Source organism: Streptomyces griseorubiginosus, assembly GCF_036345115.1.
GTDB classification, from domain to species: domain Bacteria; phylum Actinomycetota; class Actinomycetes; order Streptomycetales; family Streptomycetaceae; genus Streptomyces; species Streptomyces griseorubiginosus_C.
This window is the reverse complement of the sequence record NZ_CP107766.1, coordinates 8,324,489-8,349,336: the sequence shown is the minus strand read 5'-3', so window position 1 is coordinate 8,349,336 and position 24,848 is coordinate 8,324,489. Positions and strand designations below refer to the sequence as shown.

Sequence of the window (24,848 nt, the reverse complement as noted above, 5' to 3'; positions counted from 1 at the left end):
TGGTTGAAGCCCAGGGCAGGGCCGCCCCCCATGGTCACGGCCGGACGGCTCGGCCCCTGGTCACGCGTGCGGCCACGAGACCGAGGACCAGGACGGCCGGGACGGAGAGCTGGAGCCAGATCGCGGTGGTCCGGTCGCCGCCGATGAGGGTGGTGAAGTTCTCGACGATGAGCCAGATGGCACCGGCGATGCCCAGCGCGCCCAGCACGGGGGCGATCACGGTGTTCCAGGGGCGGGTGTCGGCGCGCGAGCGGCGGAAGAAGACGACCACGGAGACCGAGGTCAGGAAGTAGAGCAGCATCATCGCCAGTACCGCGACCCCGCTGAACCAGGAGAACAGGGTGAGCACCGGATCCTTGCCCAGGATCGCGAAGGGCAGCACCAGCAGTGCCGCGAGGACGGTCTGCACGACACCGGCCGCCCAGGGCGAGTGGCGGCGGTTGAGCGCGGTCAGTCCGTGCGGGAGGAGCCGTTCGCGGCCGAGCGAGAAGAGGTAGCGGTTGGCGGAGTTGTGGAAGGCGAGGATGCCGGCGAAGAGGGAGGTGGCCAGCAGGACCGGCAGGACGTCGTCGACCCAGCCGCCGAACTGGGCGGCGATCGGCGCGAAGACGAAGGACGTGGCGTCGCCGCTCTCCAGCGCCTTGCCGGCCTCGCCGGTGGCGTGGGACGCGCCGTGCGCGGAGACCAGCATCCACGAGGTGAAGGCGAAGAAACCGGTGACCACCCCGACGGACAGATAGGTGGCCCGGGGCACGGTCCGGCGCGGCTCGCGGGCCTCCTCGCCGTAGATCGCGGTGGCCTCGAAGCCGAACATCGACGCGACGGCGAACATCAGCGCCACGCCCGGGGCGCCCTGGAGCGCGGCGGAGGCGGAGAAGCTGTCGGTGAAGCCGAGCCCCTCGGGGCCGCCGCCCTTGAAGAAGGTCACCAGGGCGAAGACGATCAGGATGCTGAACTCGGCCAGCACGAAGACGGTGAGGATCCGGGCGCCCATCTCGATGCCCGAGGCGCCGAGGACCTGGACGATCACCATCGTGACCAGGGTCCAGACCCACCAGGCCACATGGGTGCCGGTGTAGTGCTCGACCAGGCCGCTCACCGTGGCGCCGTACAGCCCGTACATCGCGGCCTGGATCGCGCAGTAGGCGAAGAGGGCGACCCCGGCGCTGCCGGAGCCCGTCGGCCGGCCGAGGCCCTTGCCGATGTACGTGTAGAAGGCGCCCGCGTCCACGACATGGCGGCCCATCGCGACGAAGCCGACCGAGAACAGCAGGATCACGGCGCCGGCGAGGAGGTAGGCGGCGGGGGTGCCGGCGCCGTTGCCGATGCCGACCGCGATGGGGACGGCGCCGGCGATGCCGGTCAGCGGGGCCTGGGCGGAAAGGACGAAGAACAGGATGCCCAGGACGCCGAGCGAGTCGGGCTTGAGCCTGCCTGCCGTGGAGGGTGCCGTAGCGGCCTCGGTGCTGACCGCTGTCTGACTGTCCACTCGAATCACCTGCCGGGAGCGGGGAGGGGCGGGAATTGTTTCGAGCCAAACGAGTTGCCTCATGGTGGGTCGGAACTATCCGTTTGGCAAGGGGGTACGGCGGGTTTCCCGTCAGGCGGGCGATTTCCTACGGCGGTCAGGCGCCGGGGTCCTGCGTACCGGCGCCTTCGGCGCCGGTGCCGTCGGCGCCGAGCAGCCGCAGCAGGGTGCGCAGTTCCTCGATCGCCGCGTCGGTGACCTCGGGCTCGCCGAGGACGAGCTGGTGGAGGACCAGGCCGTCCAGGGCGGCGAAGACCAGGCGGGACAGCGCGCGGTCGGCACCGTCGGGCAGCATGCGGCTGAGCTCGCGGTGGGTGGCGTCGAAGTACTCGTCGTACAGGGCGCGGAGCTGCGGGAGCAGTTCCGGCCTGCGGCGCGATTCGAGCAGCAGCTCGTACTGGAACGCCTGCTTGTCCGGGTCCGCGGTGACCATCTCGGACACGCCGGAGGAGAAGTCGGCGACCTTGCCGGTGCCGGGTTCGAGCGCGCTGGTGTCCATCGAGGTGCGGATGGTGTGGGCGAGGGTCTCCTCGATCAGGGCGTCACGGGAGCCGAAGTGGTGGACCACCAGCCCGTGGGTGACCCCGGCCTCCTGAGCGACCGCGCGATAGGTGAGCCTGCGCAGCCCACCCCGGGCCACCACCCGGACCGCCGCACTCAGCAGCGCCTCGCGCCCTTCCCCGTAGTGCACACGCTTACGTGACCGCTGGCTCTCGGGACTGCCGCCGGCTTCGGTCATACCGGCGACCCTACCTGGCCGAAGACAGGTGCCGGCCGGTCGGCATGTCGGCGGAGGGGGGTGTGGTGCGGGGCGCGAGGGGGACCGCCGCGCCCCGGCCACGGTCGGGGCACCCGTTCAGCGCCTCGGTGGGCGGATGCCGCGGAACTCCCAGTCGCCGCCGAGTGCGGTGGACAGGACCTCCTCGGACTCCGTGGGCTGGGCGCCGACGTCGGGGCGGACGGGGGTGGGGCCGGTGACGATGTGGTTGGTGAGGCGTCCCAGGCCCTCGACCTCCACCTCGACGACATCGCCCGGCTGTACCGGGCGGGAGTTGGCGGGGGTACCCGACAGCAGGACGTCACCGGGGTACAGGGTGATCGTGCGGGCGATGTCGGCGACGAGGTAGTGCATGTCCCACTTCATCTCGTCGGTCGAACCGTCCTGCACCACCTCGCCGTTGACGTACGTCCGCAGGGTCTTCCCCCGGAAGTCCCAGTCGGTGACCAGCCCCGGGCCCAGCGGGCACAACGTGTCGGAGCCCTTCACCCGGAGCATCGAGCCGGCGTCGGTGTCCCGGAAGTCGTGGAGGCCGTAGTCGTTGGCGATCGTGTAGCCCTCGATGTACTCGCCCGCCTCGGCCGGGGAGATGTTGCGGGCGGTCCTCCCGATGACGACGGCCACCTCCCCCTCGTAGTTGAGCCACTTGCAGCCCTCGGGACGGACGACCGCGCCCCGGTGGGAGTTGAGGGCGGAGGTCGGCTTGTGGAAGTACGTCGGGGTGTCCGGCAGGTCGATCCGGAACTCCTCCACGCGGCTGCGGTGGTTGAGGTGCACGGCGATCACCTTCGACGGCACGACGGGCGGCAGGTGCAGGGCGTCCCCGGTCTTGACGCGACGGCCGTCCCCGGCGACCAACTCGTCGCCTTCGACGGTGACCTGGACGGCGGCGCCGTCGAGGAGGATCCGGCGGTACTCGGGCATGGCAGCCTTCCTAGGGGCGACGGTGCGGGTGATGGGGTACGGCAGCCACGGGTGCTCCCGTGCCGGTCCAGCCGTCGGCCGGGCGGTCGAACCACAGGTGGACCTGGCCGGTGCCGACGGAGTTCTCGTACTCGCCGTACTGGCGGGCCCGCGCGGTACAGGCCTGTTCGCCGAGGGCGCCGGCCATCATCAGGTAGTGGAAGAACTTCGCCTCGGGCCTGACCTTCCAGAACGCGTCCATGGTGTCGAGGACCTTGTCGTGCCGGCCCTCCCTGAACCAGGCGATGCGCTCGAGGTCCGCCTCCCGGGCCTCGGGGGTGCGGATGTGCACCGGGTCGCTCGCCTCGTGGTCGCGCAGTTCGCGCAGCGGCCAGAAGGTGTGCGAGAGGGCGCCGGACGCGATGAGCAGGACCCGGCGGCCGGGGGTGGCGGAGATGCCGTCGGCGAGTGCCCGTCCGAGGCGCAGGTGGTCCTCCATGTCGCCGGTCTGGCAGACGCCGATGGTCACCCAGCGCTTGTCGGGCAGCCCCTCCCCCAGGTACTTCCAGAGGTTGATGGTGGCGTAGTAGATCGGCAGGTACTCGTCCTCGATCGCGGTGATCCAGGTGCCGTGCTCGTCGGCGAACTTCTCGACGTTGCGGGCGAGTTCGGGGTCGCCGGGGAAGTCGTACGGCATCCTGCACATCCCGCGCGGCAGTTCCTCCGAGGTGAACAGACCGGCGCGGCGCTGCTGGGCCGTGACCACGAACTCGACCGTGGTCGCCCAGTGGGAGTCGAGGACGACGACGGTGTCGTAGTCGTCCCGCTCGAAGACGTCCCGGCGCAGCTCCCGGAGGCCGGTGACGAGGGTGATCTCCTTGCCCTCGTTCAGCTCCCGGCGCTCCTCCTCCGGGAGCACGATGGTGGGGACGTGGGCGAGGAGCCCCGCCCCGACGATCTCACCCATGGTCCTTGAACCCCTTCGGCGCGGTGACGGTGTTCTTCAGGTCGCAGTAGAAGTCGAAGCTCCAGGTGCCGCCCTCGCGGCCGACCCCGGAGTGGCGGGAGCCGCCGAAGGGTGCCTCGAGGTCGCGGACGAAGAAGCAGTTGACCCACACCGTGCCTGCCACGAGCCGTGCGGTGACGCGGTCGGCGCGCTCCCGCGAGCCGGTGGCGAGGGTGGCGGCGAGCCCGAAGCGGGTGTCGTTGGCGAGGCGGACCGCCTCGTCCTCGTCGGTGAAGGTCTGGAGGGTCAGGACCGGCCCGAAGACCTCCTCCTGGACGATCTCCGAGTCCTGGGCGACATCGGTGAGGAGCGTCGGCGCGTAGTACTGGTCCCCCTCGCGGTGTCCGCCGACGACCGCCCGTGCCCCGGCCGCGAGAGCCCGCCGCACGAAGCCGTCGATCTTCTCCAACTGGCGGGGATGGATGGTCGGGCCGATGTCGGTGGCCTCGTCACGCGGGTCCCCCTGCTGGAGACGGCTCGCCTTGTCGACGAAGCGCCGGGTGAACTCCTCGGCGATCGGCTCCTCCACGAGGATGCGGGTGGCCGCCAGACACACCTGCCCGGCGTTGTCGTACTGCTCCACCGCGAGGTCGACCGCGAGGTCCAGGTCGGCGTCGGCGAACACCAACAGCGGTGACTTGCCGCCGAGTTCGAGGCTCAGGGGGGTCAGGTTGGCGGCGGCGGAGGCGGCGATGCGCTGCGCGGTCGGCACCGAGCCCGTGAAGCTGATGCGGCGCACGTCCGGGTGCGCGGTGAGCGCGTCGCCGATCTCGGCGCCGTAGCCCTGGACGACGTTCAGGACGCCGGCGGGCAGGCCGGCCTCGGCGGCGATGTCGGCGAGGAGGGAGGCGGTGAGCGGGGACCACTCGGCGGGCTTGAGGACCACGGTGTCGCCGGCCGCGAGGGCGGGGGCGACCTTCCAGGTGGCGAGCATCAGCGGGGCGTTCCACGGCGTGATCAGCACACAGGGGCCCGCCGGGTCCCAGGAGACGTGGTTGGTGTGGCCGCGGGTCTCGAAGTCCTCGTGGTCCAGCTTCAGCAACCAGTCCGCGAAGAAGCGGAAGTTGTGCGCCACGCGTGGCATCACGCCCCGGCGGTGCGAGCGCAGCAGCGCCCCGTTGTCGGTGGTCTCCACGATCGCCAGCTCTTCGAGCCGCTTCTCGACGCCGTCGGCGAGGGCGTGCAGGATGCGGGCGCGCTCGGCGCGGGAGGTGGCGGCCCAGGCCGGGAAGGCGGCTTTGGCCGCGGCGACCGCGGCGGCGGCTTCGGCGGGACCGCCACGGGCGATCTCGCCGAGTTCGGTGCCGTCGATGGGCGAGACATCGGTGAAGGTCTCGGCGGACGCTACGCGCTCGCCGCCGATCCAGTGCCGGGTGTCGACGGCGACCCCGGCCACCGTGAGGGTGTGTTCGGTCATGTCCGGTCTCCAAGTGCTGCGCGGGGTAGGGGGCTCATTCGGATCCGGAGGCTCCGGAGGTTCCGGACTCCAGGAGCCGGCCGCCGTCCCAGACGACGCCGACCTGGCGGTAGTACGCGGCGACGGGCTCCCGGACCTCCAGCCGGGCCAGTTCCTCGGTCGGCGCCTCGAACAGCTCCAACTCGGCGTCCCCGACCCAGGGTTGGCCACCCTCGAAGGAGGCCGCCCCGGTCTCGATCAGCTCGTCGAGGGCCAGCCCCTTGCCCTTCTCGATCGACGGCAGCCACCGGTGATGGGCCATGGGGTGGGCGTTGACGAACCCGTTGTGCGAGGAAGGCTCCCGCAGGGTCACCACGGCCTGCGCGAGCCGCCGGTCCGCGGCGGCGAGGGTGGCGCCGAACCGCGCCCCGGCCTCGATCCGCGGGGCGGGCCCGTACGGGTGCGGACGGGTCTGGTGGATGGACCCGAGCTTCTTCGGATAGCCCTGGTGGAGTCCGCGGGCGACGGCGAAGTCCTTGTCGACCCAGATGTACACGCACCGCGAGTAGGTCTCGCCCCGGTACGTGCAGCGGACGACCGCGAAGGCTTCCTTGTACTGGGAGAGGACCGGGTCGAGGAGTTCGTCCCCCGTCGCCGAGCAGGACTGCCAGTCGGCCCAGATCAGGGCGACGGCGCCGGGATCCTCGTCGGCCGGCTCCAGGGGCTCGGGGAGCAGTTCGCGCACCCGCGCGGGGTCCGTGCGGTACTCGACGGTGAGCAGGTCGCCGGAGTAGCGCCACGGGGGCGAGGGGATCAGCGACGAGGTGCCGCTCGCCGTCTTGGGGTGGAAGAAGCCACGCACAGCGGACATGTCAGGGGTTCCTTACGCGGTGAGGGCGGGCTGCTGGAGCAGGTGGGCGCGGTAGCGGGCGGCAAGCCTCGCGGCCGGCTGTCCGCCGAGCGCGACGACACCGACCAGCCGGTCGTCGGCGTGGTAGCCGACCAGGACGTCACCGGCCGGGTCGCCGTCCAGCACCCGGACGTCCGCGAGGCCGAGCGCCGGCGCGCCGAAGGACTGCAACCGGAAGTCGTGCTGGTCGCTCCAGAAGGTGGGCAGCGGGGCGAAGGGCCCGGGACCGGCGCCGACCAGGGTCTTCGCGGCGTGCTTGGCGGTGTCGGTGGGGATCGACCAGTGCTCGACGCGGCGGGGGACGCCGTCGTAGCGGGCGTTGGGGAAGCGGGCCACGTCCCCGACGGCGACGACCTCGGGCCGGCCGCCGACCCGCAGCGACTCGTCGGTCAGCACACCGTCGCTCAGGTCGAGGCCGTTGCCCTCCAGCCACTCGGTGTTGGCCTGCGAGCCGACCGACTCGACGACGACGTCGGCGGCCAGGACCGTGCCGTCGGACAGCTCGACTCCGGTCACGCGCTCGTCGCCGTGGAAACCGGCCACTCCCGCGCCCAGTACGAAACGCACTCCGCGTTCCTCGTGCCGCTTCAGGAGCGCGCGCCCGAGGAGTTCGCCGAGCGGGCCGGCCATGGGCAGCGGCAGCGGGTCGACGACGGTCACCTCGGCGACGCCGAGCGCCACGGCCGTCGCGGCGACCTCACAGCCGATGAACCCGGCGCCGACGACGACCACGCGCACGCCCGGCCGGGTCAGCTCGTCCCGCAGCCGGCGGGCGTCGTCGAGGGTGCGGACCGTGTGCCGGCCGGCGAGGGGGCCGGGGCAGCGCAGTCGGCGGGGGCGCATGCCGGTGGCGACCACGAGACCGTCGTAGGGCAGCAGGGAGCCGTCGTCGAGGGTGACGGTCCGTTCGTCGAGGCGGGCCGCGGTGATCCGGGTGCCGAGGCGCCACTCGACGTCGGCCGTGGCCGGCTTGGGGGTGAAGGCGAGTGACGCGAAGGGGGCCTTGCCTGAGAGGACCTCCTTGGAGAGCGGAGGCCGGTTGTAGGGCATGTGCGGTTCTTCGCCGACGACCGTGATCCGGCCGGTCCAGCCCGCGGCCCGCAGGTGCTCGGCCGCGCGGAGGCCGCCCAGGGAGGCGCCCGCGACGACGATGCCGGCGGCCATGTCAGCCCTCGATCCGGATCGCCTGGAGCGGGCACACGTCCGCGGCCTCCTCGACCTCGTCGCGCAGCGCGTCGTCCGGGTCGGGGACGTACAGCAGGTGTCCGTCGTCGTCCATCGTGAAGACGTCGGGGGCCGCGAAGACGCACTGGCCGTGGTCCTGGCACTTGTTCATGTCGACGACGACCTTCATGGCCGGTCCTCCTGAGGGAGCGGGAGCGAAGGGGCGAAGTGGGGCCCGGCCGGTGACGGCCGGGCCCCGGCCAAAGGGACACGGAGACCATGCCCCCAACTCGTTTGGCTTCAAACAAGGTAGCCACGCGCCACCCCCTGGTCAATACCTATCCAGGTGGATAAATTATTGGCGCCCACCCCTTGCGGGAGGCGGTCCCCCTCCATAACGTTCGGGTTCAAACGAAGCCCGAGGCTGCCCCAGTCGCCCAAGGAGGCACGGTGAGCGCTCACGACACCCCAGACATCCGCCGGCACGTCGAGCGGCTCACCGCCGACGGCATCGACGTGGTGCGGGTGATCTATCCGGACCTCATCGGCACCGACCGCGCCCGGGACGTCCTGGTGGACCATCTGCCCGCGGCCTGCGAGCACGGTCTGGCCTTCTGCAAGGCCGTCTACCACACCAGCCCGCAGGGGGACGTGGTCCCGGTGGCGGGCGGCCTGGACGCCGGGCTGCCGGACGTGTGCGTACGGCCCGACCTGTCGACGCTGGCCGCCCTGCCCTGGGAGCCCGGGGTCGCCGTCTGTCTCGGCGAGGTCACCGACCCGGCGACGTCGGGCCCCGCGGCCGAGTCGCCCCGCGATCTGCTGCGGGCCGTGCTGGCCCGGTGCGCGGCACAGGGGCTGCGTCCGGTCGTGGGACCCGAGCTGGAGTACTTCCTGCTGGAGCCCGCGCCCGGGACCCCGGCCGGCTGGCGGCGCGCCCCCGAGACCACCGGTGCCGTGTACACGGCCGGACTGCGCGCCGACCCCGGCAACCACCTGCTGCGCACCCTCAGGCAGCTGCGCGACCTCGGACTCGGTGTCGTCACCGGCAACCACGAGTTCGACGGGGGCCAGTACGAGATCAACCTGACCCACTCCGAGGCCCTGGACGCGGCCGACCGAGCCTTCCGTTTCAAGGCCGCCGTGAAGGAACTCGCCCGCGGGGAGGGCAACTTGGCCACCTTCATGGCCAAGCCCTTCGGGGACGCGGGCGGCTCCGGGTTCCATCTGCACCTGTCCTGCCAGGACGCGGAGGGCGGCAACGCCTTCGACGATCCGGCCGGCGCTCACGGCCTCTCGGTCACCGCCCGGCACGCCCTCGCCGGAATCCTGGCGCACGCGCCCGCGCTGGCCGCCCTCGCCAACCCGACCGTCAACTCCTACAAACGCTTCGGCCCCGACACCCTCGCCCCCTGGCTGATCGACTGGGGCCTCGACAACCGCAGCGCGATGGTGCGCGTCCCGCCCGAGCGCGGCTCCGGGTCCCGGCTGGAACTGCGGCTCGGTGACGCGAGCGCCAACCCGTACCTGCTCGTCGCCGGGACCCTGGCCGCCGCCCTGCTCGGCATCCAGGCGGGCGAGGACCCACCGGCGCCTCTGGAGGGCTACGGCTACGACACCGCGCGGTCCGCGGTCCTGCCGAAGGACCTTCCCGCCGCGCTCGACGCGCTGGAGGCCGACACCGCCCTGACCGACCTGCTCGGCAAGGGGTTCACCACCTCCTACCTCTCCTACAAGCGCAACGAGGTCGAACGCTTCCAACGGCACGTCACCGACTGGGAGTTCACCGAGTACGCCTACCACCTGTGAAGGACTCCCGGATGACGACAGCAACCACCGCCATCGAGCCGATGCCCCTCGCGGACGTCGACCTCGCGAACCTCGACCACTTCACCGACGGCATCACCCCCTGGCGGATGTTCCACACCCTGCGCCACGAGGACCCGGTGCACTGGCAGCCCGAGGAGGCGCCCAACTCCGGTTTCTGGGCGGTCACCCGGCACGCGGACATCGCGCGCGTGGACCGGGACGCGGAGACCTTCACCTCCACGAGGTTCGTGAACCTGGAGGAGGTCGACGAGGACCAGATCAGGAAGCGGGCCTCGATCCTGGAGCTGGACGGGGTCCGCCACCGCGCCCTGCGCAGTGTGATCCAGCGCCAGTTCGGCGCCGGGGTCATCAACAGCTACACCGACTTCCTGCGCGGCCTGACCGCGAAGACCCTCGACGCGGCGCTGGCCAAGGGGAGCTTCGACTTCGTCAAGGAGGTCTCGGCGGACTTCCCCATCAACGTGCTGGCCCGCCTCCTCGACGTCCCGCCGGAGGACAACCAGCGGCTCATCGACTGGGGCAACCGCATCATCGGCAACACCGACCCCGACTACGCGGACGTCCTGCTGCACAGCGCGGAGAGCGAGCAGTACCGCGACCTGCCGTTCCGCTCCCCCGCCTCGCTCGAAGTCTTCGAGTACGGCCGCGAGCTGGCCCGGCAGCGGCGCGGCGGGGAGGGCACCGACCTGGTGTCCAAGCTGGTCAACACCACCCCGCGCGACGGCGTCCCGCTCTCCGCGCAGGACTTCGACAACTACTTCCTGCTGCTGGTGGTGGCGGGCAACGAGACCACCCGCCACACCATCACCCACTCCATGCTGGCCCTGCTCCAACACCCCGAGCAGCTGGCGAGGTTGCGGGACGACCCGTCCCTGATCCCCACGGCGGTCGAGGAGTTCCTGCGCTGGGCCTCACCCGTCTACCACTTCCGGCGCACCGCGACCCGGGACGTCGAACTCGGCGGCAAGCAGGTCAGGGAGGGCGACAAGGTCGTCATGTGGTACGCCTCCGGCAACCGCGACGAGGAGGTCTTCGGCAACCCGTACGACTTCGACGTGGCCCGGCAGCACAACGACCATGTCACCTTCGGCAAGGGCAGCCCGCACCTGTGCCTGGGCAACCTCCTCGCCCGCACCGAGATCCGGATCATGTTCGAGGAGCTGATCCCGCGCCTCGCCGACATCCGGCTGGTGGGTGAGGTCCCCCGGGTGCGCTCGAACTTCGTCAACGGCATCAAGAAGCTGCCGGTCGAGGTCACCCTGGCCTGAGGGGCCTCATCCGGCGTCCCGCAGGGCGTGTGCCTCGGCGAGGAGGAGATAGGCGGCAGCCGTCCAGGTGTAGGCGCGGTCGCGCAGCCCGGTGCCGCTCAGGGCGTCGAAGTTCTCGGCGAAACCGTGCGCCTCGCACAGGGCGCGGAAGCGGGCGCTGATCTCGTCCGCCAGCCGGACGTGGCCGCCGCGGCGCAGGCCGTCCTCGACCAGGATCGTGGCGGGGGCCCAGATGGGGCCGCGCCAGTAGCCGTCGGCGAGGTAGTGCGGCGAGTCCGGCCGTTCGGTGGCCAGTCCGTACGGGGTCAGATGCGCCTCGATACGGCCGGCCAGCACCCCGCCCACGTCGTCCGGCAGATGCTCGCCCAGCGCGATCGGCATCAGGTCGAGCAGGCTGGAGGTGCTCCAGGTGTCACCGCTGTCGACGCCCCGGGCGACGAACCGGTCACCCGTCCAGAGCTGGTCGAGCATCGCCCGCTGGGTCTCCCCGGCGGTCCGCGTCCACCGCAGCACGTCGTCCGGTCTGTCCAACAGCGCGGCCAGTTCGGCGAGTTCACGGAGCTGGAGGGTGAGGAAGGCGGCCAGGTCCGCGGTGACGACCACGCGCTCCGGGTCGAAGGTCGTGGCGTTGTCCCAGCCGCTGTCGTTGCCGTGCTGGTAGTGCGGCAGGTCGGCGCCGGGGGCCCGCCGGGCGGTGAGCCAGAACTCCGTCCAGCGCTCCAGCCTGTCGTACGTCCCGGTCAGTTCCGTCCGGTCCGGGGGTGCGGGCAGCCGACGGCGCAGCAGGCCGTACGCCCAGCCGTGGATGGGCGGTTTGACGAAGTTGTGGAGCACCTCGGAGTGGGTGACCGAGTCGGGCAGTGCCCCGGTCTCGTCCTGGTGGTCGAAGGGCAGCTGGAACTGGTCCCGGGCCAGCTCGGGGCAACCGGGGGCCAGGGCCAGGGCGTTGAAGCAGTGGTCCCAGCTCCAGACCTTGTCCATCCAGTGCTTGGACATCAGGACGCCGGGCCGGGTGACGAGCCCGGCCGGGCGGACGGTGGCGGACCACAGGACGTAGGCGGCGAGTTCGGCGGCCGGGGTGGCGGACGAACGCCAGGGGGCCACGGTGTCGGCGAAGTCCGCGAAGGAGTTCCGTGCGGTCTCGACGACCTTGGCGAAGGCCACGGTCGGGACATAGGGGGGCCGGGCCGTGTCGAGCTCCTCGACCGCGAGCTCCCAGGTGTCGCCCGCGACGGTGAGGCCGCGGTCGGCGGCGCCCAGTGCCTGGCTGCCGAACGCCTCGACCGTGCCGGCAAGGGCGGTGACGCGGTACCGGCGGCCGGTCTCGTACGACGTGAACACGTAGGCGTCGGCGCCCGGTTCGCGGTAGAAGTACGTGCCGCTGAACGGGGTCAGCGTCCGGGCGGCCGCCGAGATCCTGAACGACGGACCCGCACCCCGCAGTCGTACCGTGTCCGGCGACTCGTAGACGAGATCGACCCGGCCGTCCGGGCCGGTCCAGCTCAGCAGGCCCGGTGTCGCCTCGACCGATGTCCCGGCCCGCTCGCCCGTCGCGGGGTCGAGCGGCACGAGGCTCAGGACGGCGTGCATGCCGTTCTGGTGGGAGACGAGGTGGAGGTCCTCGGCGCGGGTCTTCTCCGCCACCACGGGGGAGATGCCGAACCAGGATCCGTGGGTGCTGAAGGGGATGTCGTGGACGTCGAAGGCCGGGCCGGAACGGGCGACGGTCATGAAGGGGTTTCTCGTTTCTCGAGCGGTGGGGGGCGACGGTGGGGGCGGTCTCAGTCCTTGACGGCGCCGGCGGTCACACCGGCGGCGACATAGCGCTGAGCCAGGACGAGGATGACCGCGGCCGGCAGCGAGGCCACGACGGCGGTGGCCATGATGGCGTTCCACTCCTGGTTGTTGTTGCCGATGTAGTGGTAGATGCCGAGCGTGATGGGCTCGTGGGCGCCGCCGTTGACCAGGGTTCCCGCGAAGACGAAGTCGGACCAGGACCACAGGAACGCGAACAGGGAGACCGTGACGACGGCGTTGCGGCTCATCGGCAGGACCACCGACCAGAAGGTCCGCAGGGCGCGTGCCCCGTCCACCTGGGCGGCCTGGAGGAGTTCGCCGGGGATGCCGGACATGAACGCGGTGAAGATGAGCACCGCGAAGGGGACGGCCAGGGTGGAGTCGGCGACGATCAGTCCGGGGACGGACTGGAGCATGCCGAGTTGCAGGTAGATGGCGTAGAAGCCCATCGCCATGATGATGCCGGGGATCATCTGGGCGGCCAGGAGGAGGAAGCTGAGCACTCCGCCGCCGCGCGGGCGCAGCTTGGCGAGCGCGTAGCCGGCGGGGGCGGCCAGGGCCACGGTGAGGACGACGGTGCCGAGGCCGATGACCAGGCTGGTGCCGAGGTACGGCAACTGCTCGTCGAGGACGGTCCGGTAGCCGGCCAGGGTGCCGTGGACGGGGAACAGGTCGGGCGGGCTCTTGCGCATGTCCTGGTCCCGGGTGAAGGACACGTTGATCATCCAGTAGACCGGGAAGAGCATGAGCGCGGTCAGCAGCAGGCCGAGGGCCGTCTTCAGGGGGCGTGTCATGACAGTGCCTGCTTCCGCTGGACCCGCACGTAGACGAGGCCGAAGACCAGGGCGGCGACCACCAGCAGGTTGCCCACGGCGGCTCCCGGGCCGAAGGCGGGCAGGAGGTTGCCGAAGCCGAGCCGGTAGGACCAGGTGGCGAAGGTGGTGGAGGAGTCCGCCGGGCCGCCCTTGGTCATGATCCAGATGATGTCGAAGACCTTGAGGGTGTAGACGAGACCCAGCAGCAGGGTGATCGCGGAGACCGGGCGCAGCAGCGGGAAGGTGATGCGCCAGAAGCGCTGCCAGGCGTTCGCCCCGTCCAGCGCCGCCGCCTCGTACAGGCTCGACGGGATGGACTGGAGGCCGCTGTGGAGCACGACCAGGTTGAAGGGGACGCCGATCCAGATGTTCGCGATGATCACCGACGCCAGTGACCAGGACGGCGACGTCAGCCAGTTGACCGGGTCGATACCGAGGGCGCTCAGCAGGGCGTTGACGATGCCGGAGTCGCTGTTGAGCATCCAGGACCAGGTGGACGCCGACACGATCAGGGGGAGCAGCCAGGGCACCAGGAACAGGGCCCGCAGGGTGGCGGAGAGCCGGAAGTTCTGGTTGAAGAAGACCGCCAGCGCCAGGCCGATGGCGTACTGGAAGACCAGGCACACGGCGGTGAACACCACGGTGTGCAGCAGGGCGGGGGCGAAGGTCGGGTCGTCCAGGATCTTCCGGTAGTTGGCCAGTCCCGTGAAGGGCGCGTTGCCCTGGACGAAGGAGCGGACGGTGTAGTCGCGCAGGCTCAGGTCGAGGTTGCGGTAGAGGGGATAGGCGTAGAAGAGGCCGAGGTAAAGGGTCACCGGGGCGAGGAAGGCCCAGGCGGCCCACTGCGGGGAGGCGGGCCGGCGCCTGGGTGTGGGGGCCGCACCCCGGGACTCGGTGGTCCGCGGGGGCGGCGCTTGGGTCGTGCGGCTCATCAACTGACCCCGAGGAGTGCTCACTTGGCGGCGGACTGGGCGTCGGTCAGCGCGTCCTTCGGGGACTTGGAGCCGCTGAGGGCGGACTGGACGGCCTTCCACAACTGCTCGGAGATCTTGGGGTACTTGGTGCCCAGGTCGTCACTGGTGCGGCCCTTGGCCGTGCGGACCGCGGCGACCCACGGCTTCAGCTCGGCGTCGGCCGCCACCTGCTTGTCCTGGACCTCGGTGGTGGGCGCCACGTAGGACAGGGTGGTGTCGGTGTCGTACAGGTTCTGGGTGCTGGTCAGGCAGGTCGCCAGCTTCTGGGAGGTGGCGTAGCGGGCGGTGTCCTTCTGGACCGGGAGGGTGACGAACTCTCCGCCGGTCGGGGCGGACGCGTTGCCGCCGGAGGCGCCGGGTATCGGGAGGACGCCGTACTCGAAGCCGGCCTTCTTTGCGTTGGCGAGCTGCCAGGTGCCGTTCTCCGCGAACGCGTAGTCGCCGGTGGCGAACTCCTGCCAGCTGGTGGTCTGGGTGTTGTTGAGGACGGAGTTCGGGGCGTAGCCGTCCTTCAGCCAGTCGTTCCACAGGGAGAGCGCCGACTGGCCCTGGGCGGAGTCGAGTTCGGTCAGCTTCGCGCCCGCTCCCCAGAACCACGGCAGGAACTGGAAGCTGCCCTCCTCGGTGCCGATCGCGGAGAAGGTGATGCCCTTCTTGCCGGCCTTCTTCACCTTCTGCAGGGCCGCCGTCAGCGACGGCCAGTCCTTGACCGAGGCGATGTCCACGCCGGCGTCCTCGAGGACCTTCTTGTTGTAGTAGAGGGCGAGGGTGTTGGCGCCGATGGGGGTGCCGTACGTCTTGCCGCCGGACTGGCCGGCCGCGAGGAGGTTGGGGTCGACCTTCGAGGTGTCCAGCTTGTTCTCGTCGGTCGGGGTGAGGACGCCCGCCTCGGCCAGGGTGGAGACGACCGGGTTGTCGACGACGAGGAGGTCCGGGGAGTTGCCCTGCTGGGCGGCGAGCAGGGTCTTGTTGGCGAGGTCGCTGGTGTCGAAGCCGGTCCGCTTGATCTTCACGCCGGCCTCGGTGCCGCACTTGTCCAGCAGGTTCGTCCAGGCCGAGCCCTTGGCGAACTGCGGGTACGGGTCCCAGACGGTGTACGTGCCGCTGTCGGCCGCCTTCGTCGTGCTGCCGCCCGAGCCGGAGCCGCAGGCCGTGGCGGTGGTGGCGACGGCCAGCGCGAGCAGGATCGCGGCGGTCGGACGGCGCCGTCCGGAGTAGCTGTTCATGGTGGGTTCCTTCGGGTTCGGGGCATGCGGGTGCCGCGGCGGTGGGTCGGGAGGGTGCGCGGGCGCGACGAACGGCGCCTCGGGCGGTTCGTGCGTGAGGTGGGGTGCGGTGTCGGGCGTGAGGCGGGGTGCAGGGTCAGGCGGGGTGCGGGGTGCGGGGTCAGGCGCGAGGTGCGGGGTGCGGATTCAGGCCGTGACGTGGGTGCGGGTTGCGAGCGGCGGTGACCAGGCCCCCGCGGTGTGATCAGGCCTCCGCGGGCCCGGTGCTGGCGCGCAGCGAGATCGGAGGGATGAGGAGGTGGTGGCGGGGCGGGGCTTCGGGGTGGCCGAGCCGCTCCATCAGCAGGTCGACGGCGAGCCGGCCCATCTCGGCGGCCGGGACGTCGGCCGCGGTCAGCTGCGGGGTCACCGTCTCCGCCCAGCGGTTGGCGACGACGCCGGTGACGGAGAAGTCGCGCGGTACGTGGCGGCCCGCCTGGGCGAGCCCCCGGTAGAGACCGCCCAGCGCGGCCTCGTTGAGCGTGACCAGGGCCGTGGTGGCCGGGTCGTCGTGCAGGATCCTCTCCACGCAGGCCTGGCCCGCGGCCGCGTCGTCCGCGCAGCAGTAGGTCCGGACCGTCAGCCCGCGTTCGGCCGCGGCCTTCGTGAAGCCGTCCAGGCCGCGGTGCGCCGACTCGTAGCCGGTGCGCAGGAGTTGCTCGGGCCGGTTGACGAACGCGATCCGGCGGTGGCCCAGGTCCGCGAGGTGGTGGACGCACGCCGCCGCCAGCGCCGTGTGGTCGAGGCCGACGTACCAGCCGTCCTCCGCGTTGGCGGTGCGGCCGATGGCGACGGAGGGGAAGCCGAGCGCGGCCAGGTGGTCGGCCCGGTCGTCCTCCAGCCTGATCTCCATCAGGATCGCGCCGTCCACCCGCCGCTCCCCCAGCAGCCGCTGGAAGGAACGGTCGCTGTCCATGCCGCTGGGTGACAGCAGTACGTCGTAGTCGTGGGCCGCGGCGGCCTCCACCACACTGCCGATGAAGTCCAGCTGCATCCCGGTGTAGTGGTTGCCGGCCGGCGGGAAGACCAGGCCGATGGTACTGGTCCGCCCGTTGGCCAGGGCGCGGGCGCTGGCGCTGGGCTGGTAACCCAGTTCGTCGACGACCTGCTGGATCCTGCGGCGCGTGTCCTCGGACACCGGCCGCTTGCCGCTCAGCGCGTAGGACACGGTGCTGCGCGAGACACCGGCCCGCCGGGCGATCTCACCGATGTTCACGGCGACTCCTCGGGACGGGCGACCGGCTGTCGAACCGGTTCGCGTGAAGTGAACGTAGGAACCGACCGGCCGCCTGTCAATACCCGGGACGCAACCGCCGACCGATCGGGCCAGCTGTCCAGATCCCCTTGTCCAAGGGATTGCTGGCCTCAGGTCCCGGTGCTAGCTTCGCCGAACCGGTTCGACACAGCTGAACCACAGCACCCCCCAGCCCCGTCCCCCAGAGCCGCCAGAGCCGCCCCAGCCTCACACCCAGGCCGTTTCCACCCTCCCCCAGCTGATGAAGTCGAACCGGTTCGACCATGGAGGCGGGCGGGCGGAGCCTGTTTCCCCCCGACGATTGAGGACGCATCCATGCCATCCGCTGACAGATCCACGCGCCGCCGTGCCCCGGCCGGCCTGGCACTGGCCCTCGGCGCGGGCCTGCTGGCCGCACCCGCCGTCCCCGCGCATGCCGCCGAGCCGCCCGGGCCCGTCGCCCGCTACACCTTTGACCAGGACGACCTCACCACCGGGAAGATCACCGACAGTTCGGGCAACGGTCTGACGGCGAGCCTGGTGAACGGCGGCACCGCCCAGTCCGTCACGGGCGCCGACGGCGGCAAGGCCCTCGCCCTCCCCGGCGGAGCCCCCTCCTCCACCGGCGCGTACGTCCGGCTGCCCCGGGAGGTGCTGGCCGGTGCGAGCGACCTGACCGTCTCCGCCCGCGTGAAGTGGGGGAACGACCAGTCGGCCTGGCAGCGCATCTTCGACCTGGGCACCAACACCACCAAGTACCTGTTCACGACCCCCTCCAACGGCAGCGTCCTGCGCACCGCCGCGACCACCTCAGGAGGGGGCGGGGAGGCGCAGGTCAGCGGGTACGCGCCGCTGCCCGCGAACCAGTGGCGGACGGTGACCGTCACCCTCGACACCTCGGCCGGCCGGGTCACCACCTACCTCGACGGCGTCCCGGTCTCCTCGGCCAAGACCGGCGTCAAGGCCACGGACCTGCTGGACGGCTCGGCCACGGCCGCCGGTTACATCGGCAAGTCGTTCTACGAGGACCCGCTGTTCAACGGTTCGATCGACGACTTCACGGTGTGGCACGCGGCGCTCACCCCCGAGCAGGTGGCCGGGACGGTCGGCAGCGTTCCCACCCTCCAGGACCTCACGCAGACGTCCTTCGACCTCCGTACGACGACCGGGACCGCCCCGTCGCTCCCCTCCGCCGTCCGCGCCTCCTTCTCCGACGGCTACGACCGTGACGCGCCGATCGCCTGGGACGCCGTGCCGTCCGAGAAGTACGCCCAGCCGGGCACCTTCACCGTGGCGGGCACCGCGGCCGGACGCGCCGTGCGGGCGACCGTCACCGTGGTCCGCGAGGGAGCGCTCACCGTCGACCTCGGCTCCGACACCGGCGCGTTCCACGGCGGCGCCTCCGGCACCCTCTACGGCGTGTACGGACCGGACGTGCCCACCAACAACCTCATCGAGGGCATGGGCCTGCGCACGGTCTCCACCAAGGCCCAGGACGGCCCGCAGCACCCCGGCGCGGACGCGCTGGACGTGGTGAGGCCACTGGCCGACTCCACCGACGGCGATGTCTACATCTACATGACCGACATCCACCGCGGCTTCCCCTACGAGTGGCCCGGCGACACCCCGGCGGAGAAGCTCAAGCTGTACGAGCAGAAGATCGCCAAGCAGGTCGACCAGGTGCTCCAGCTGCCGAAGCAGTACCAGGACAACATCGTCTTCGTGCCGTTCAACGAGCCCGAGGGCAACATGTTCGGTACCGGGCAGTGGAGTTACAACAAGGTCAGCTGGCTGAACGACCCGGACGACTACTTCGCCGCCTGGGACTCCGCGTACAAGCTCATCAAGGGCAAGATGCCCGACGCCCGGATCGCGGGGCCCAACACCAGTGTCCTGTACGACCAGGTGAAGGGGTTCCTCACCCACGCCCTGGCCGCCGGCACCCTCCCGGACGTCATCACCTGGCACGAGCTGAGCCACCCGGAGGCGGTGCGCGCGAGCGTCGCCAAGTACCGGGCGTGGGAGAAGGAGCTGTTCAAGGGCACCGACCGTGAGGGCACCCAACTCCCCGTCAACATCAACGAGTACGCCTTCAACTACCACACCTCCGTCCCCGGCCAGATGATCCAGTGGGTCTCCGCGATCGAGGAGTCCAAGGTGGACGCCGACATCGCGTACTGGAACATCGACGGCAACCTCTCCGACTCGGCGGTGCAGTCCAACCGGGGCAACGGGCAGTGGTGGCTGCTCAATTCCTACGCCTCGATGAGCGGCCACACCGTCTCGGTGACCCCGCCGTTCCCCGGCCAGAACTACACCATGCAGGGCGTGGCCACCCTCGACGAGAAGAAGAAGCAGGCCCGGCTGCTCTTCGGCGGCTCCACCGGCAAGGGCCACATCACCTTCGCGGGCGTCCCGAAGAAGCTCTTCGGCAAGAACGTGCACGCCTGGGTCCGCGAGATCGAGTGGAGCGGGCAGATCGGCGACAACTCCGGTCCCAAGCTGCTCACCGAGCGGAACCTGAAGGTCGCGGACGACGGCACGGTCACGGTCGACTTCGGTGACGGCACCCTGCCGACGCTCAAGGAGTCCTCGGCGTACGAGATCGTCCTCAGCCCGGCCGGCGAGGCCAAGGGCACGCAGACCGCGCCGGTGCGCTGGCAGGGCTCCTACGAGGCGGAGGACGCGGCGCACACCGGGTCCGGCTACTCCAGGAACGGCCCCGAGGGCTCGACTTCGGACGTGTCGAAGTTCTACACCTCCGGCGGGTACGACGTGGGCGGGCTGCGCACCGGCTCGGACGTCACGCTCGACTTCCCGGTGGACGTGCCGGAGGACGGGACCTACGACCTGAGCGTCTTCGCCAATTCCCTCAACACCTTCGACAAGGTGAAGGACCAGGGCCCCACCAACGTCTTCCTGCGCGTCGACGGCCAGGCCACCGGCGAGCAGGAGCTGTATCTGCCGCTCGGCTACAAGTGGGTGGTGTGGGACCACACCGACACCAAGGTGAAGCTCACCAAGGGCAAGCACACCCTGACGCTCGCCGCGAAGAGCCTCGACGGCAAGCGGGTCACGAAGGGCGACGCCATCGTGGACCGGCTCACGCTGTCCCTGCCGGACGCGTCCGCCGACACCCGGGTGTACGAGGGTGAGTTGGCCTGGCTGGGCGGTGGCGGCCTGCCGGTGTACGACCTGCCGAAGCGGGCGGCCACCGGTTCGGGCGCGGCCCGGCTCGCGAAGGGCCAGACGGCCACGTTCTGGGTCTACTCCCCCGCCGACCGCGAGGCCACGCTCAGGGTCGACACCCTCGGCGGCGCGGACGGCCGGGTCTCGGTGAACGGGCACGAGGTGCTGCGGCTGGCCAAGGACCGGCGGGCCGTGGCGGTGTCCCTCTCCGGTGGCGTCAACAAGGTGACGGTGACCGGCGGTTCGGCCCCGACCCTCGTCGACCGGCTGACGGTCACGCCCACCGAGGGCGCGCTGCCGGTGCGCACCTACGAGGCGCAGGACGCCAGGCTCGCCGGTACGGCTTCCCTCGCGCCGCTGTCCCTGGCGACCGACGGTACGGCGATCACCGGCATCGGCGGCGACCCGGGCAACGGCAACACCGCGACCTTCGACGTCACCGCGGACAGGGCCGGCCTGTACGCGCTGCGCGTCCGCTACTCCAACCCCGAGCAGTCGGAGGCCACCCACTACAACCCGGACCCGCTGGCCCGGCACGCGGACATCTCCGTCAACGGCGGCGCGATACAGCGGGTCGGCTTCCCGCACACCTTCCACCAGAACGACTTCTGGGAGCTGACCGTGCCGGTCACCCTCAAGAAGGGACGGAACACGATCTCCTTCCGCTCCGAGGAACTGCCCGACTTCGACGGCACCACCTACGCGTCGGACACCTTCCCCGGGGTGCTGCTCCGCTCCCGGTACGCACCGCTGATCGACCGGATCGCGGTGGCGCCGTACGCACGGGAGAGGTGACGAGCCTCTGAGTCCGGCCCGGGGAGAGGCTCTCTCCCCGGGCCGGAACGCGTTGTCCGGTCGCTACCGGCCGGACGGCGGCGGGGGTGCCGTCGAGGCGCGGACGACGAGTTCGACCGGTGGTTCGCCCGCCGGGTCCAGGTCGGCGTCCGGTTCCTCGATGGCCCGCACCAGGAGGCGGAGCCCTTCGCGGGCCACGGCGTCGAAGGGCTGGCGCACGGTGGTCAGCGGCGGGGTGACGTAGGCGGAGACGGGGATGTCGTCGAAGCCGACGACGCTCACGTCCTCCGGCACCCGCAGGCCCGCTTCCAGCAGGGCGCGGATCAGGCCGACGGCCATGTCGTCGTTGGCGGCGAACACCGCGGTGGCCTCGCCCTCGGCGGCGAGTGCCCGGCCCGCCGCGTAACCGGAGGCGGCCGACCAGTCGCCCTCGATGACGGCCGGCTGCTCCCGGTCGCGGGCGGCGAGCGCCGCCCGCCAGCCGTGGAGGCGGTCCCGGGCGGCGAACCACCGCTGCGGACCGGCCAGGTGATGGACCGTCACATGTCCGAGGTCCAGCAGGTGTTCGGTGGCCGCCCGGGCCAGCGACTCGGCTCCGACGCCCACGGTCACGGCCCGCGGGCCGCCGAAGGAGGCGGGCGCCCCGAGCACCAGGACCGGCACGCCGGCGCTGAGCGTCACCGAGCCCTCGTCGATCGGTTCGGACACCACGATGCCGTCCACGCCCTGGGCGAGCAGTGACTCCACGGCCCCGGCGACGCCTGCCGGATCGCCCTCCAGCGTGTTGACGACCCGGAGCGCGTATCCCGCGTCGCGGGCCGCCCGCTCGATGCCGATGAGCAGGGAGGCGGGGCCGTACAGCGCGGTTCCGAGGGTGACCACGCCGATCGAGCGGGTGCGCCCCGAGGCCAGGGCGCGGGCCGCGCTGTTCAGCCGGTAGCCGAGCTCCTCCGCGGCCGCGTGCACCCGGGCCCGCACGTCCGCGGAGACGTAGCGCTCGCCGTTGAAGACCCGGGAGACCGTCTTCTGGGAGACACCGGCCAGCCGGGCCACGTCCACGGCGCGCGGCGCACCGGGGCTCGCGCCCTGTCCTGCCACTGGCGTCATCGATGTCTCCCCAGGTCCGGTGGCTCAGATCCTATCCGGGCCGCCGAGGAGCCCGGCGACGGCCGGTGCCGTCACCCGGAGTGGCCGTCGGAGCGGCGGCGGTGCAGGGTGAACGTCTCGAAGACCGAGAGCTCGCCGCCCGGCTTGTTGACGTTGTAGTACGTCACGTGCATGCGGGTGGTGTCCCCGGCGTGCCGGCCGGGGTCGACGGTGAAGGCGGCGAAGCCGTAGGGGTGCTCGGTGTCCCGGACCCCGGTCCAGACCGCCTGCTCCTTGGTGTAGGTGGCGGTGCGCTTGCCGTTGGCCCCGGGGGTCGCCGAGACGGAGGTGATCACCTTGGCGGTGCCGTCCTTGAAGAAGTTCTGGTTGGTGGTGCCCGAGACTCCTCCGCCGCCGAGGATCATGTGCACGGTGCCGAGGCCGGTGTCGATGGAGTCGGTGGCCCCGGAGACCGGGCTGGGGGTGAGGGTCTCGCTGCCGGTGACGACTCCGCGGACGGCGAGGGAGCGCTCGTAGTTGTGCTCGTGGCCGCACAGCACCAGGTCCACGCCGTACCGGTCGAAGAGCGGGCCGTACTTCTGCCGCAGTCCGAGGTCGGCGCCGTTGGCGTCCGAGGAGCTGATCATGACCTGGTGCATGGCGACGACCACCCAGTCGACGTCCCGCGAGGCCCGCGCCGCCTTCAGCTCCCGCTCCAGGAAGGCGAGTTGGCGTCCTCCCGAGTAGCCGCTGATGTAGAGGTCGCCGCCGTCCTGGAGGCAGTTGTCGTCGTTCTGGAGGACGATCACGCGGACCGAGCCGACGGTGAACGCGTACCACAGCCCGGCGAGTTCGGGGTCGGTCTCGGTGGACGGGAGGGCGAAGTAGGCCTGGTAGGCGCCGAGTCCGAGCGGGCCGTTGGCCTTCTCGATCTCGTGGTTGCCGGCCGCCGGCATCCAGGGGCGGAAGCGGGCGGAGCGGGTGTTGTTGGTGAAGAAGTTGTTCCAGGTGCGGACCCGGTCGACGTCGAGGTTGGCGTAGCACAGGTCGCCGTTGAGGAGGTGGAAGAGCGGGGCGACCTGCTCGACGCCGGTGACGATGTCCTTGGTCGCGGGGGTGGAGTTGGCGTCCAGCGCCGGGGTGCCGTTGGCCGCCCAGGTCACCTGTGGGGCGGACTGGTCGCCGAAGCTGGTGAAGGTGAACGGCTGCCGGCCGCGGGGAGCCGTGCGGAAGGTCCCGCTGTCGGGCGTGGCGCCCTCGTGGGTGGCGAGGTAGAGGTACTCGGTGCCGGGGCTGAGCCGCTCCAGGGCGGCGTGGTGGACGTACACGGTACGGCCGGAGGTGCCGTCGACGTAGGTGACGGTCCTGGCCGCGGCCTTGGAGCCGAAGCCGTGCTCCAGGGTGCCGTAGCGCACGAGGGGTCCGGTCACCGGCCGGTCGGTGATCCAGGAGACGTTCATCCGGGTGCGGGGGTCGGCGCCGAAGGTCAGGTGCAGTCCCTGGACCGGGGGCGCGCCGGAGGCGTCCGCGGTGAGGTGCAGTGCCGGGGCGGCCTGGGCCGGACCGGCTCCGAGCAGCGGGGTGACGGCGGCGCCCGCTCCCGCCGTACCGAACAGGCCGAGCGCGTGGCGCCTGCTGACCCCCTCGGACGTCTTCTCCGACCCGTCCGCTGCCCCCGGACCCGACTGTGCGGTCATGATGCCCTCCCTGGCTGACGACGACCGCACCCTGGCGCGACTCGGCGGCGTCCGGGTGAACACCGCGTGGCCATACGGTCGTCGAGCCGCGGACGGCCCGCGGTACGGGCAAACCTTGCCCGCGCCTTTGCCGGGAGCCGCCCGGCCGTTGACGATCGGCTCCCCGGTCACCGGGCGGGGGCCACCCGGGCCGTTCACCGCGTGGGGGCCCACCGTTCTCCGGGCGGGGGCCCTTGACCGCGGGGCACAGCTGCCGCGAGCATGTTGCGTATCAGTCGCACTGTTGCGTAATGCGCAGCCATCGGGAGGACTCAGTGTCTCTTCGACCTCAACCCGACCGCGAGTTCGTCCTCACCCTCTCCTGCCCCGACCGCTCCGGACTCGTCCACGCCGTCACCGGCTTCCTCGTCCGCCACTCCGGGAACATCCAGGAGAGCCAGCAGTTCGACGACCGGCTCCAGGACCGCTTCTTCATGCGCGTCCACTTCGACGTCTCGGACCCGGACACCTCCCTGGAGAAGCTGCGCTCCGGCTTCGCCCCGGTCGCCGAGGCGTACCGGATCACCTGGCAGCTGCACACCGCCTCGACCCCGACACGCACCCTGATCATGGTGTCGAAGTTCGGCCACTGCCTGAACGACCTGCTCTTCCGGCGGCGCACCGGCGCGCTGAACATCGAGGTACCGGCGATCGTCTCCAACCACCGGGATTTCGCACCGCTCGCCGAGAGCTACGGCATCCCCTTCCACCATGTGCCGGTGACCCCGGAGACCAAGCCGGAGGCGGAGGCGCGGCTGCTGGAGCTCGTCGAGCAGCTGGACATCGACCTGGTGGTCCTCGCCCGCTACATGCAGATCCTCTCCAACGACCTGTGCAAGCAGCTGGAGGGCCGGGCGATCAACATCCACCACTCGTTCCTGCCGAGCTTCAAGGGCGCCCGCCCCTACGTCCAGGCCCATGAGCGGGGCGTCAAGCTGGTCGGGGCCACGGCTCACTACGTCACCCCCGACCTCGACGAGGGGCCGATCATCGAGCAGGACGTGATCCGGGTGAGCCACGCGCAGAGCCCGGAGACCCTGGTGACCCTGGGCCGGGACGTCGAAGCGCAGGTCCTCGCCCGGGCCGTCGAGTGGCACAGCCAGAGCCGGGTGATGATCAACGGCCGCCGCACGGTGGTCTTCCGCTGACCTGGGTCGACCCCTTCGCATAAGGTTCC

The 24,848-nt window shown here is 71.2% G+C and carries 19 protein-coding genes; 4 read left to right on the top strand and 15 right to left on the bottom strand.

Annotation, left to right across the window (positions count from 1 at the left end):
- Nucleotides 1-34 precede the first annotated feature (34 nt).
- The 8 genes from OHN19_RS37710 to OHN19_RS37675 all read right to left on the bottom strand — a co-directional run bounded on the left by OHN19_RS37710 (nt 35) and on the right by OHN19_RS37675 (nt 7,875).
- Complete coding sequence (locus OHN19_RS37710) at nt 35-1,489, bottom strand: APC family permease (RefSeq protein WP_330268485.1); 1,455 nt, start codon at nt 1,487-1,489, stop codon at nt 35-37.
- Nucleotides 1,490-1,625: 136 nt separating this feature from the next.
- Nucleotides 1,626-2,267, bottom strand: a complete 642-nt coding sequence (locus tag OHN19_RS37705; protein WP_330268484.1) for a TetR/AcrR family transcriptional regulator — start codon at nt 2,265-2,267, stop codon at nt 1,626-1,628.
- 117 nt (nt 2,268-2,384) lie between these two features.
- Nucleotides 2,385-3,230, bottom strand: a complete 846-nt coding sequence (locus tag OHN19_RS37700; RefSeq protein WP_330268483.1) for a fumarylacetoacetate hydrolase family protein — start codon at nt 3,228-3,230, stop codon at nt 2,385-2,387.
- A gap of 10 nt (nt 3,231-3,240) precedes the next feature.
- Complete coding sequence (locus OHN19_RS37695) at nt 3,241-4,176, bottom strand: 3,4-dihydroxyphenylacetate 2,3-dioxygenase (RefSeq protein WP_330268482.1); 936 nt, start codon at nt 4,174-4,176, stop codon at nt 3,241-3,243.
- A complete protein-coding gene (locus OHN19_RS37690; RefSeq protein WP_330268481.1) occupies nt 4,169-5,632 on the bottom strand; it encodes an aldehyde dehydrogenase in 1,464 nt (487 codons plus the stop codon). The genes OHN19_RS37695 and OHN19_RS37690 overlap by 8 nt, the downstream gene beginning before the upstream one ends.
- A gap of 34 nt (nt 5,633-5,666) precedes the next feature.
- Nucleotides 5,667-6,482, bottom strand: coding sequence for an acetoacetate decarboxylase family protein (locus OHN19_RS37685; protein ID WP_330268480.1), 816 nt, complete (start codon nt 6,480-6,482; stop codon nt 5,667-5,669).
- 12 nt (nt 6,483-6,494) lie between these two features.
- Nucleotides 6,495-7,685: an FAD/NAD(P)-binding oxidoreductase gene (locus tag OHN19_RS37680; protein ID WP_330268479.1), complete on the bottom strand. Its 1,191-nt coding sequence runs from the start codon at nt 7,683-7,685 to the stop codon at nt 6,495-6,497.
- A gap of 1 nt (nt 7,686) precedes the next feature.
- On the bottom strand, nt 7,687-7,875 hold the full coding sequence (locus tag OHN19_RS37675; protein WP_330268478.1) for a ferredoxin: 189 nt from the start codon (nt 7,873-7,875) through the stop codon (nt 7,687-7,689).
- A gap of 260 nt (nt 7,876-8,135) precedes the next feature.
- Here OHN19_RS37675 and OHN19_RS37670 point away from each other — a divergent pair, with 260 nt between their 5' ends.
- Together OHN19_RS37670 and OHN19_RS37665 are read left to right on the top strand one after the other, a co-directional pair.
- Nucleotides 8,136-9,491, top strand: a complete 1,356-nt coding sequence (locus OHN19_RS37670) for a glutamine synthetase family protein (RefSeq protein ID WP_330268477.1) — start codon at nt 8,136-8,138, stop codon at nt 9,489-9,491.
- An 11-nt stretch (nt 9,492-9,502) separates the two neighbouring features.
- Complete coding sequence (locus tag OHN19_RS37665) at nt 9,503-10,780, top strand: cytochrome P450 (RefSeq protein WP_330268476.1); 1,278 nt, start codon at nt 9,503-9,505, stop codon at nt 10,778-10,780.
- A gap of 6 nt (nt 10,781-10,786) precedes the next feature.
- Here the strand turns inward: OHN19_RS37665 and OHN19_RS37660 are convergent, their stop codons facing one another.
- The 5 genes from OHN19_RS37660 to OHN19_RS37640 all read right to left on the bottom strand — a co-directional run bounded on the left by OHN19_RS37660 (nt 10,787) and on the right by OHN19_RS37640 (nt 16,847).
- On the bottom strand, nt 10,787-12,511 hold the full coding sequence (locus tag OHN19_RS37660) for an amylo-alpha-1,6-glucosidase (protein ID WP_330268475.1): 1,725 nt from the start codon (nt 12,509-12,511) through the stop codon (nt 10,787-10,789).
- Between the two features lie 50 nt (nt 12,512-12,561).
- Nucleotides 12,562-13,371, bottom strand: coding sequence for a carbohydrate ABC transporter permease (locus tag OHN19_RS37655; protein ID WP_330268474.1), 810 nt, complete (start codon nt 13,369-13,371; stop codon nt 12,562-12,564).
- Nucleotides 13,368-14,324, bottom strand: coding sequence for a sugar ABC transporter permease (locus OHN19_RS37650; RefSeq protein WP_330268473.1), 957 nt, complete (start codon nt 14,322-14,324; stop codon nt 13,368-13,370). Before OHN19_RS37650 ends, OHN19_RS37655 begins: the two co-directional genes overlap by 4 nt.
- Before the next feature lie 20 nt (nt 14,325-14,344).
- Nucleotides 14,345-15,592, bottom strand: a complete 1,248-nt coding sequence (locus OHN19_RS37645) for a sugar ABC transporter substrate-binding protein (RefSeq protein ID WP_330268472.1) — start codon at nt 15,590-15,592, stop codon at nt 14,345-14,347.
- Between the two features lie 244 nt (nt 15,593-15,836).
- Nucleotides 15,837-16,847, bottom strand: coding sequence for a LacI family DNA-binding transcriptional regulator (locus OHN19_RS37640; protein WP_330268471.1), 1,011 nt, complete (start codon nt 16,845-16,847; stop codon nt 15,837-15,839).
- A 354-nt stretch (nt 16,848-17,201) separates the two neighbouring features.
- On the opposite strand from OHN19_RS37640, the gene OHN19_RS37635 reads away from it, so the two are divergent.
- Nucleotides 17,202-20,849 carry a LamG-like jellyroll fold domain-containing protein gene (locus OHN19_RS37635; protein WP_330268470.1) on the top strand — a complete coding sequence of 1,216 codons (3,648 nt, stop codon included), beginning with the start codon at nt 17,202-17,204 and terminating at the stop codon, nt 20,847-20,849.
- A 63-nt stretch (nt 20,850-20,912) separates the two neighbouring features.
- On the opposite strand, the gene OHN19_RS37630 is transcribed toward OHN19_RS37635, so the two are convergent.
- Nucleotides 20,913-21,956: a LacI family DNA-binding transcriptional regulator gene (locus OHN19_RS37630; protein WP_330268469.1), complete on the bottom strand. Its 1,044-nt coding sequence runs from the start codon at nt 21,954-21,956 to the stop codon at nt 20,913-20,915.
- 71 nt (nt 21,957-22,027) lie between these two features.
- Nucleotides 22,028-23,632, bottom strand: a complete 1,605-nt coding sequence (locus tag OHN19_RS37625) for a metallophosphoesterase family protein (protein ID WP_330268468.1) — start codon at nt 23,630-23,632, stop codon at nt 22,028-22,030.
- 314 nt (nt 23,633-23,946) lie between these two features.
- On the opposite strand from OHN19_RS37625, the gene purU reads away from it, so the two are divergent.
- Complete coding sequence (gene purU / locus OHN19_RS37620) at nt 23,947-24,819, top strand: formyltetrahydrofolate deformylase (protein WP_330268467.1); 873 nt, start codon at nt 23,947-23,949, stop codon at nt 24,817-24,819.
- Nucleotides 24,820-24,848: the final 29 nt, after the last annotated feature.